The following is a 9,735-nucleotide window of genomic DNA, read 5'->3' on the forward strand; positions in this document are numbered from 1 at the left end:
TTGTCGCAGCTTTGCAACAGGAAAATTTTTGGGTAGAAAATTTTGCAAATCTCGCAACACCATTTGATTGAAACTTGTGCAACCTTTTAAAGGATTTAGCATCGTGAAAAAAATTTTTTCTCAGTCATTACAAAAACAGGCACTTATTGCCATGTTTATTGGTGTGCTTCCAATACTCACACTGACTTTGTGGTACGCCCAAGCACTGTCCAAAAACCAACAAAAAACGCAGGATATTTATAATAAAAATCAAAAACTTATTCTTGAGTACAATTTTGTAAAAGCAGATATCAGTGCGCTTGAAAAAGCGTTGCAAAATAATCAGCTGCTGCAAAGTGAAACGCTGCAAGAAAGCATCGAGCAGAAGTGGCAAAACACCAAAAAACGTATTCAATTATTGAAAATAAACCTGCCCGATTCGCTGTTTGTTGCTAAATGGCGACAGTTCGCTCCAGATGAGATCAATGCCACTTCAAAAGCTGAAGAGTTTCAGCAATTGGTTAAGGTACTTAATCAATTCGAGGAAAGCTTTCAGCAAACACTTAATAAGCGCTTATCTGATCAAGAAGCCCATTTCGTGCAGCTGCAAACATGGTTTATGTTTGGTCTCGTTGTCTTGCTACCCACCCTTGTCGTGATCAGCATCTTTTTGATCAACCGGATTTGTCAGCAGCTTAATCAGGTAGAATCTGCGGTATCTGAGGTAGGTAAAGGTAATTTTGATAAGTCGGTAGAACTCTCTGGCAGCCATGAATTGCAGCAATTGGGCGACAGGTTAAATTGGTTAAGGCTCGAACTTAAACGTATTCAACAACAAAAAGAAACCTTCTTGCGCCATGTTACTCATGAACTTAAAACTCCTTTGGCATCGCTTAACGAAGGAAGCAGCTTATTAAATAGTGGATTGCTTGGAGATGTTAATCCAAAACAACAGCGTATTCTCATCATTATGGAAAACTCTGTTGCAAAGCTTGGATCATTGATCGATGATTTGCTCAGCTATAGCGCGGCCAGTCACCCTGATAGCCTACATCACGACGCCGAAATGAATCTTATCCAAGCAGAAGTCTCTAAGCATCTTAGCGATAAGCTAGGAAAGACTGATGTGATAGTGAACTGGCAAAATCATGATGACCTAAAAGTGCCGTATCTTCCATGCAAATTAGTGTTAACTCAGTTAGTGAGCAATGCCATTGATCACGCTAAAAGCAATGTCACTATTTCAATTGAAGAACAAAATGGCGAAGTATTGTTGATAGTCCGTGACGACGGTGATGGCATCGACATCAATGAAGCCGACTCACTATTCCAGCCATTTGTTCGCGGTGAGAAAAATAAAAATAATAATGGCAGTGGCTTAGGTTTAGCCATTGTCTCTGAGTGTGTGAAGCAATTAAAAGGCTATGTGAAATGGTTATCAGTAGAGTCTGGAGCCAGTATTCAAGTCGCCTTTCCAAAAAGGGATCCAAAATGAAATACATCGCATTAAGTATCACGCTATTTTTGCTCGGTGGTTGTGCCACAACGGAGCAAAACGTCGAGCAAACGAAGCAATTTATTGGTCCTGTAAAAACAGAAACCAGCGCAAAGTTTGTGCCTTTAACTGAGGTGATAAAAGCCTTAGTCAGCCAATGCGCTAAAAAACATAACGTGACATTTAACGATTACTACAAAGGCGCGCTGCACTTACAAGGCTTTATTCACACCTATTGCGGTACAGACTCAACCACCAAGCAACTTAAAGCCATTGAAGAAGTAAAACTACAAGATTATTGGCCAGAAGATTACAACATTTGGTTTGAATCATTAGCTTGGCATACTCAAAGTCTTCGTGAGCAAAAAATCAGTAATTATTACGCTGACAACAAGGCGCAACAGCACCAAGAGCAATTGTTACAAACACAAAAGCAGCTTGCCGAACTAAAGCAAAAGCTTGCCGACATAGAAAAACAACGTTTAGAAACCGATCTTTCTGAAACCCCATCACTTGAGGAGGATTCACTATGAGTCAGACACCACAGGGCGCAAAGTTACTTTTAGTGGATGACGATACGTCTTTAACTGAGCTATTGGCAATGCGTTTAGAAAGCCATGGCTACGAAGTTGAAGTTGCGCATCGCGGTACGCAAGCGTTAAATATCCTCAAGCAAATGCCTATCGACTTGGTCATCACCGATTTAAAAATGGCGCACATGAATGGCTTTGAACTTAATGAGCAAATAAAGAAGTATTACACAGGCATGCCAGTTGTAATGATGACTGCTCACGGCTCAATTCCAGACGCTGTAGATGCCATGCAACAGGGCTTTGTGAGCTTTTTAACCAAACCCATTGACTCTCAGCAAATGCTCGATGTCATCAATGAAGCGCTTGCAGGAAAAGTAAGAACTGCACAAACTTCGGATCCGAATAACTTCCATGGGTTGTTATTCCAAAGTGCCGCAATGCGTCAATTGGTGCAGCAAATTCAAGCGCTTGCCAGCAGTAACGCAAATATTCTTATTCAAGGCGAGAGCGGTACCGGTAAAGAAGTGACAGCAAAAGCAATCCATTTAGCCAGTAATCAGGCGCAAGGCCCATTTATTGCGATTAACTGTGGCGCAATGCCCGCTCACCTATTGGAGTCTGAGCTATTCGGCCATAAAAAAGGGGCGTTTACCGGCGCGGTGAGCGACAAAGAGGGTTTAGTACAAGCAGCGGATGGCGGCACCCTATTCCTCGACGAAATTGGTGATATGCCGCTTGATTTGCAAGTAAAACTACTGCGTGTTTTACAAGAACGAACCGTTCGTCCGGTGGGCGGCCAAACCGAGTATAAGGTCAATGTTCGTTTTGTCTCTGCAAGCCATAAGAACATTCAAAGCGCCGTTGCGGAAAAGCAATTTCGTGAAGATTTATACTACCGCTTAAATGTTGTGTCCGTTGAAATCCCAAGCTTAAGAGAGCGATTGGAAGATATTCCACTACTTGCATCACGTTTCTTAAGTGCACTTAGCGATGGCGAAAAGCAATTTAACCAACAAAGTATTACGCACTTGTTGAATTACCATTGGCCGGGCAACATCCGTCAGCTCCATAATATTGTAGAGCATTGTGTTGCTATTACGCCAAGTAAAATGATCACCGAAGATATCGTACAAAAAGCCCTGCCTAAAGATAAAGAGCAGAATGCGTTTACAGGATTAAATGAAGCGAAACGCCAATTTGAGTATGACTACATCCAAAAAGTACTGGCACTTTGCGAAGGGAATGTGTCGGAAGCTGCAAAACTTGCACAACGTAATCGCTCTGATTTTTACAAATTACTTAAAAAACATGAGATCCAATGCTAAACCTATTAGAGGGGTAAAACTGTTTTAATTTCTGAAGTGCATTGCTTGGTCAAATTTACTACTGCAAAGTGCTTATAATACAGACTTTAACGAGCCACGCCCGTGGCTCACATTTTACCCTGAGAATATACGCTCCTCCTGAGAGCATAATAAAAACACTCGGATATTTAAGGGTTGTCTGTATGAAAATGCGCAAAAAGCTCATTATTAGCTTTGTTCTCACTGTGATCATTCCTATTTTAGCGATTTCTGTTGTCAGCATTTCTCAAACCAAAAGAGACTCTCTTGATAAATTCCTTGATGCTTCTGGCAATGAGATAAGACAAGCCGAACAGTCTTTTGTACTGTTTTTTGAACAGATGAAGAAAAATGCGCGCTTCCTCGCCGAGTCCAAGGCCGTGCAACAAGTGGGTCAAGATACCACCACTTATTTTGGTGCTGAAAAGCCGATGACTCCGCTACAAAATGGTCAAACCGAAAGCAATATTTTTGAGCTTTACCGTGCATTTGGACAAACCCACGAAGAATTATTGTTTGTATATCTTGGCACTGGATCCGGAGGTTTTATTCAGTATCCTGCGGAACCCCTTGGCAATTACGATCCAAGAAAACGGCCTTGGTATCAAAATGCCTCTAAAGATCCTAGCAAGGTTATTCTTACTGAGCCTTACCAAGGAGTAACAGGACAAGCTATGGTTTCTGTTGCCACAGGTATAAAACGTGACGGCAAAGTAATTGGCGTGCAATCATTAGATGTAACGCTTGCTACACTGACCGATATCGTTAGTAATATTCGTCTTGGGGAGTCTGGGTATTTAATCCTTCTTGATGCCGAAGGCACTGTACTTGCCGATCCAAAAAATAAAAATAATAACTTTAAACATATTAAAGATCTCACCAGCCCACTTTACAAAGCCATTCGCAGCGCCACAAATGAAACCTATCTCACTATCGAAACAGACAATAAGACTTATAATGCTAAGATTTATCGCTCTGACACACTCGGCTGGCAATTTATCGCAGTGATCGATGAAGATGAAATCTTAGCTTCAGCTTTANGCACTGTACTTGCCGATCCAAAAAATAAAAATAATAACTTTAAACATATTAAAGATCTCACCAGCCCACTTTACAAAGCCATTCGCAGCGCCACAAATGAACCCTATCTCACTATCGAAACAGACAATAAGACTTATAATGCTAAGATTTATCGCTCTGACACACTCGGCTGGCAATTTATCGCAGTGATCGATGAAGATGAAATCTTAGCTTCAGCTTTAGATATGACGATTAGTATCACTATTATCGCGGTCATCATGGTAATTTTGTTTATTATTATCGCAATAACGCTTGCCAACAAGATAGTTGAGCCTATCGAAATGGTGTCTGAAGGTTTGAAAGAAATAGCACAAGGTGAAGGCAATCTTTCCAAACGTTTAAAAGTAGTCACCAACGATGAAATTGGAGAGTTGGCCGCATGGTTCAATAAATTCTTGGACTCAATTAATGCGCTCGTGAAAGATATTCAAAGTAATGCCTCAACGTTGAATGATGCTGCATTAGGATCACAAAAGAGTATCAATGATATCCGTAATCAATGCCATGCGCAGGCTGAAGACTCCGCCAGTGCTACCACGACCACTGAAACTGTGGAGCAACTTGCTGCACAGATCAGTGAAAGCTGCGGTCATACTTTGGAGGATGTTGTCACTGCAGACGATCACGCCCAGCGTGGTAATAGCACAATAGAAAGCACGGTATCGCAGGTTGCGAGGCTCAATCATTCGTTGGCTGAGTCCGCCAACGCCATGAACCAACTCGAAAGCGAAAGCCAAGATATCACGAACATTTTAGGCGTGATCCGTTCTATCGCAGAGCAAACTAACCTTTTGGCATTAAATGCAGCGATCGAAGCTGCTCGTGCTGGTGAACAAGGCCGAGGCTTTGCAGTGGTTGCTGATGAAGTAAGAACGCTTGCGCAGCGCTCGCATGATGCTACGCAAGAAATAGAGCAAGTGTTAACCAACCTCATTGCGCAAACTAGGGCGGTATCAGCCCAAATGACGTCAAGCGTAAGCGAATCTGAGACAACTATCAAACAATCACAAAGCGCTCAACAAGCGTTTGCTGATATCGCGCAGGCAGTGTCAAGAATTAAAGCATCTGTTTCGAATATAGCGTCACAAGCCTCATTGCAGGGGGAGAATGCGGGTCATACAAGACGGTTAATCGACTCGGTTGATGTTTCTGTAAGGCAAGTCGGTGAAGAGACTGCGGCATTAAACGCAGGCGCAGACCAATTAGTTGATTTAGCAAAAGATCTAGAGCGTTTAGTTGGACGTTTTGATATTGACTAGTTGAAAAACTAACATCTTATTTTCCACGATTGTTACAAAATATCGTCTCAATTAGTTGTCCTCATAATGAGAACTAGTTTAGACTGGGGCGATTGATTTATTATACAAGAACAACAAATGAAGAAATTTAAATTTACAGTAGTGGCTGCATCTTTGCTTGCAGTACTTGGTTGCCAAGAGGCTCCGTCACAACATACATCACCTAACGTAGAAGCTGAGCAGGTAGCCACTGTTATGGCACCAATTGCAGAAAAAGTTCCACACAAAACGACCATTCACGGTCAAGAACTTATCGATAATTATCATTGGCTGCGTGACGATACCAGAAGCGATGAAAAGGTGCTTTCACACTTAACCAAAGAAAATACCTATACCGACAGTAAGCTTGTAAACACAGAGCAACTCCAACAAACCTTATTTGAAGAAATCAAAAACAAAGTGGTCAAAGATGATCGCAGTGTGCCGGTACTAAACGGCAGTTACTATTATTTTAGTGCCACTGAAGGTGACAAAGAATACTTCACTTATTACCGCAGCGAACACAAAGATGGCAAAAATGCAGAAGCTATCTTTGATGCGAATATCCGTGCTGAAGGTCAAAACTATTACGGTGTCGGCGGTCTTTCCATTTCAACCAACGAAAACCTTTTAGCCTTTGCTGAAGATACGTTAAGTCGTCGAATCTATACGATTCGAATCAAAGACTTAACGACAGGCAAGTTATTGGACGATACAATTGAAGGCGCTTCAGGTCCTATTGTTTGGGCAAACGATAACAAGACCATCTATTACATCAAAAAAGATCCGGTTACTTTACTCGGTTATCAAGTATTCCGTCATACTCTAGGCACAGCCCAAAGCTCAGATGAACTGATTTACGAAGAAAAAGATAACAGCTATTACACCTATATCTCAAAGAGCAAAGACAAGAGCAAAATATACATTCACCACTCAAGTACCGAAGCATCTGGTGTTTCTTTACTAGACGCAGATAATGCTAAGGCAACTCCAGAGCGCTTTATTCCAAGAGAAAGTGGTCACGAATATAGCATTGCTAAACTTGGCGACTGGTATTACATCCACACCAACAAAGGTGCGGTAAACTTTAAACTGATGCGCGTTAAAGCAGGCGATGCAAGTGATATTTCAAAATGGCAAACCGTCGTGCCACACAATGCCGATGCAAAACTAGATAGCTTTGAGCTATTTAATCAGCACCTCGTTTACGAAACGCGTGAAAATGGCCTTAGCCAAATCACTGTGTTAAATTTAAACAATAACGAAAGCAAGCGATTGACCTTTAACGATCCGGCTTACGCCGTTTATTTAACGGGTAACGAAAACCTAGACGCAAATGCGGTAAGAATTGGTTATCAGAGTATGACAACCCCAGCTTCTGTGTATGATGTCGACCTTGCTAGTTTAGACAAAACACTGCTAAAGCAAGATAAAGTATTGGGCGACTTTAAACCTGAAGACTACCAATCTGAACGTATTTTTATTACCGCACGTGACGGCATAAAAGTACCAGTTTCAATTGTTTATCGTAAAGATAAGTTCAAGCAAGATGGTTCTAACCCGTTACTACAATACGGTTATGGTTCATACGGTTCTAATGTTGAGCCAACTTTCTCTATAAGCCGCTTAAGCCTTTTAGACCGTGGTTTTGTCTATGCGATTGCCCATATTCGTGGTTCAGAAACGCTTGGCCGTCCTTGGTATGATGACGGCAAAAAGTTAAATAAAAAGAACACCTTTAACGACTTTGTTGACGTTACAAAAGCACTCGTTGAGCAAAAATATGGTGATGCTTCACGTATTTATGCCAGAGGTGGCAGCGCGGGTGGCCTATTAATGGGTGCAGTCATTAACCAAGCGCCGGAGTTGTACGATGGTGTACATGCAGCTGTACCATTTGTTGACGTGATCAATACCATGCTAGACGAAACACTACCGCTGACCACAAATGAATACGATGAATGGGGTAATCCAAATGAGAAGACATATTTTGACTACATGCTGTCTTACTCACCTTATGATCAAGTTAAAGCCCAAGCATATCCAAACCTGCTTGTAACCACGGGTTTGCATGATTCTCAAGTGCAATACTTTGAGCCTGCAAAATGGGTTGCTAAGCTACGCGAATATAAAACCGACGATAATTTACTGCTGCTAAAAACCGATATGGAAGCCGGCCACGGTGGTGCATCTGGTCGCTTTAAGCGTATTCACGATGTTGCATTAAGCTATAGTTTCTTTATCGCACTCGCTGAAAATAAACTGTAGTCAACGGTCACATAAACAAAGGAGGCTTTAGCCTCCTTTGTTTGCTTCTTGCTCAACTATTCAGCTAACTTTTTGTTCGAGTTCGCGATACAAAGCATGACGAGAATAAACAAAAGAGAAAACAGTGGCAGTAAACTCATAAATAAACCGATAAACATTTCAAGCTTTCCCATTTTTGCTTTTTTGACCAAAAGTATGCTGATCCCAGCTGAAACTACCACCAGAAAAAAATAGACTTGAGCGGCAAAATCAACGTGTATATTCATCTGTTATCCCTTTCATTAGTAGACATCTGCTCTAAAAAAGTTTCTAAATAGACATTAGCAGTGTCAATACCTAAGTGCTTCAATCAGGCAATAATGAAGCATATCAAATACGTTCATATTGGGAATATATAGCCTAAGCTCTCCATAACACAAGTTGAGTACCCCAACCTAACAAACTAGCTATTTGTTAGCTATATTTAAAAAATGACTACTACGTACATAAGTGAAAAATGAATTTATTTCGCTTTGTTTTTATTTGCTACTGTATCTCTCTGCCGCTTTTATCTAGCGCCGCTCCACATAAACCTGAATACTCGGCACCTATCAAAGTCACCATATTGGTCGACGATGCTTACCCGCCTTATAGTTATCAAATTAACGGCGAGCTTTATGGTATCTATGTCGATATAGTGAAGCAAGCTGCGCGGTTGCTGAGTCGTGAATATCAAGTTAACTTGCAAGCGGTACCTTGGAAACGAGGCGTTTCCTCGATGGCATCCGGTGAAGCAATGGCTTTAATGCCTCCTTATATTCATATCAAAAAACGCCCCTATATCTGGCCGTATTCAATTCCCCTTCAAGAAGAAGTAGTTGTTGCCTTTTGCAATCAAGGGATCACGCTAAAAAACTTGCCTCATGTTAAACCAGAAAGAGTACTTAATATTGGCATTAATGCTGGCTATATCATCTTAGATGAAAGCCTAATGGAAGCGCAAAAACAAGGGCTTATTCAACTTTGGGAAAACAAAAGCACACATTCAAATATCGAAAAGCTCGCTCGTGGGCGCGTTGATTGTTACGTCAATGATCGCCTTTCCACGTTACTTGGTATTAATAAAATGTCGCAGATAACACCAAGTTTAAACACCAGTAATATTGTTGAAGATAAAATAGTAATGCGTCGCACTGCCCACATTGGGTACTTAAAAGGGTTTGAAGAAAAATATCCATTTAAACAAGACTTTATCCTAAAGATGGATGCAGCATTGAGGCAGGTAATAGACAACGCAGCAGTGGCAGAGGAGTAAGCCAATCGTAAAAAGGGAATTCAGGTTAAAAAGGAACATTCACAATTCAAATTTAATTAAGCAATTATTCATGCACCATATGCTCCTCTTTCTTAAAATGTACATTTATAAGGACGTAAAATGAACGAAGAGAAGTCGGCTGAGAATATTACCGGCGGTCTACATAGCAAGTATGAACTTGATCTTGCGTCTTATTTTATCGCATTGAAAAACAAAGATAAGCCAACCATTGATTACAATATTGCCTATCAAGTCCATGAGCTGATATCACCTAACGACATTGGCATATTTAACACTGGAGACTGGCTGGCTGTATCGCTGACCAACAACACTCGTAGTTTTGATGAGCTTTTTATCTTTCACAAATCTAGCCAACACATACTGCATATTGGAGGGCAATTTGATAGTTTTGAAGCTAAAACACTCTTAGCTCAGTTCCGTTTACCATGACTGAATGATATAAAAA

Annotated in this window: 8 protein-coding genes; 7 read left to right on the top strand and 1 reads right to left on the bottom strand. The window is 41.0% G+C overall.

The window, feature by feature from the left end; translation table 11 throughout:
• Positions 1-103: 103 nt before the first annotated feature.
• The 5 genes from L1D50_RS21295 (at position 104) to L1D50_RS21320 (ending at position 7,975) form a co-directional block, all read left to right on the top strand.
• Positions 104-1,474, top strand: coding sequence for a HAMP domain-containing sensor histidine kinase (locus L1D50_RS21295; RefSeq protein ID WP_239966762.1), 1,371 nt, complete (start codon positions 104-106; stop codon positions 1,472-1,474).
• Positions 1,471-2,007: a hypothetical protein gene (locus L1D50_RS21300; RefSeq protein ID WP_239966763.1), complete on the top strand. Its 537-nt coding sequence runs from the start codon at positions 1,471-1,473 to the stop codon at positions 2,005-2,007. Before L1D50_RS21295 ends, L1D50_RS21300 begins: the two co-directional genes overlap by 4 nt.
• Positions 2,004-3,332 carry a sigma-54 dependent transcriptional regulator gene (locus tag L1D50_RS21305; RefSeq protein ID WP_239966764.1) on the top strand — a complete coding sequence of 443 codons (1,329 nt, stop codon included), beginning with the start codon at positions 2,004-2,006 and terminating at the stop codon, positions 3,330-3,332. Before L1D50_RS21300 ends, L1D50_RS21305 begins: the two co-directional genes overlap by 4 nt.
• Before the next feature lie 182 nt (positions 3,333-3,514).
• Complete coding sequence (locus L1D50_RS23505) at positions 3,515-5,689, top strand: methyl-accepting chemotaxis protein (RefSeq protein WP_275660244.1); 2,175 nt, start codon at positions 3,515-3,517, stop codon at positions 5,687-5,689.
• A gap of 117 nt (positions 5,690-5,806) precedes the next feature.
• Positions 5,807-7,975, top strand: coding sequence for a S9 family peptidase (locus tag L1D50_RS21320; protein ID WP_239966765.1), 2,169 nt, complete (start codon positions 5,807-5,809; stop codon positions 7,973-7,975).
• 56 nt (positions 7,976-8,031) lie between these two features.
• On the opposite strand, the gene L1D50_RS21325 is transcribed toward L1D50_RS21320, so the two are convergent.
• Positions 8,032-8,241, bottom strand: coding sequence for a hypothetical protein (locus L1D50_RS21325; protein ID WP_128727341.1), 210 nt, complete (start codon positions 8,239-8,241; stop codon positions 8,032-8,034).
• A 230-nt stretch (positions 8,242-8,471) separates the two neighbouring features.
• Between L1D50_RS21325 and L1D50_RS21330 the strand changes: the two genes are divergently transcribed.
• Both L1D50_RS21330 and L1D50_RS21335 read left to right on the top strand, forming a co-directional pair.
• Complete coding sequence (locus L1D50_RS21330) at positions 8,472-9,269, top strand: transporter substrate-binding domain-containing protein (RefSeq protein ID WP_239966766.1); 798 nt, start codon at positions 8,472-8,474, stop codon at positions 9,267-9,269.
• A gap of 120 nt (positions 9,270-9,389) precedes the next feature.
• Positions 9,390-9,719: a hypothetical protein gene (locus L1D50_RS21335; protein WP_239966767.1), complete on the top strand. Its 330-nt coding sequence runs from the start codon at positions 9,390-9,392 to the stop codon at positions 9,717-9,719.
• Positions 9,720-9,735 lie beyond the last annotated feature (16 nt).

Source organism: Pseudoalteromonas sp. Isolate6, from assembly GCF_022398435.1.
GTDB lineage: Bacteria > Pseudomonadota > Gammaproteobacteria > Enterobacterales > Alteromonadaceae > Pseudoalteromonas > Pseudoalteromonas galatheae.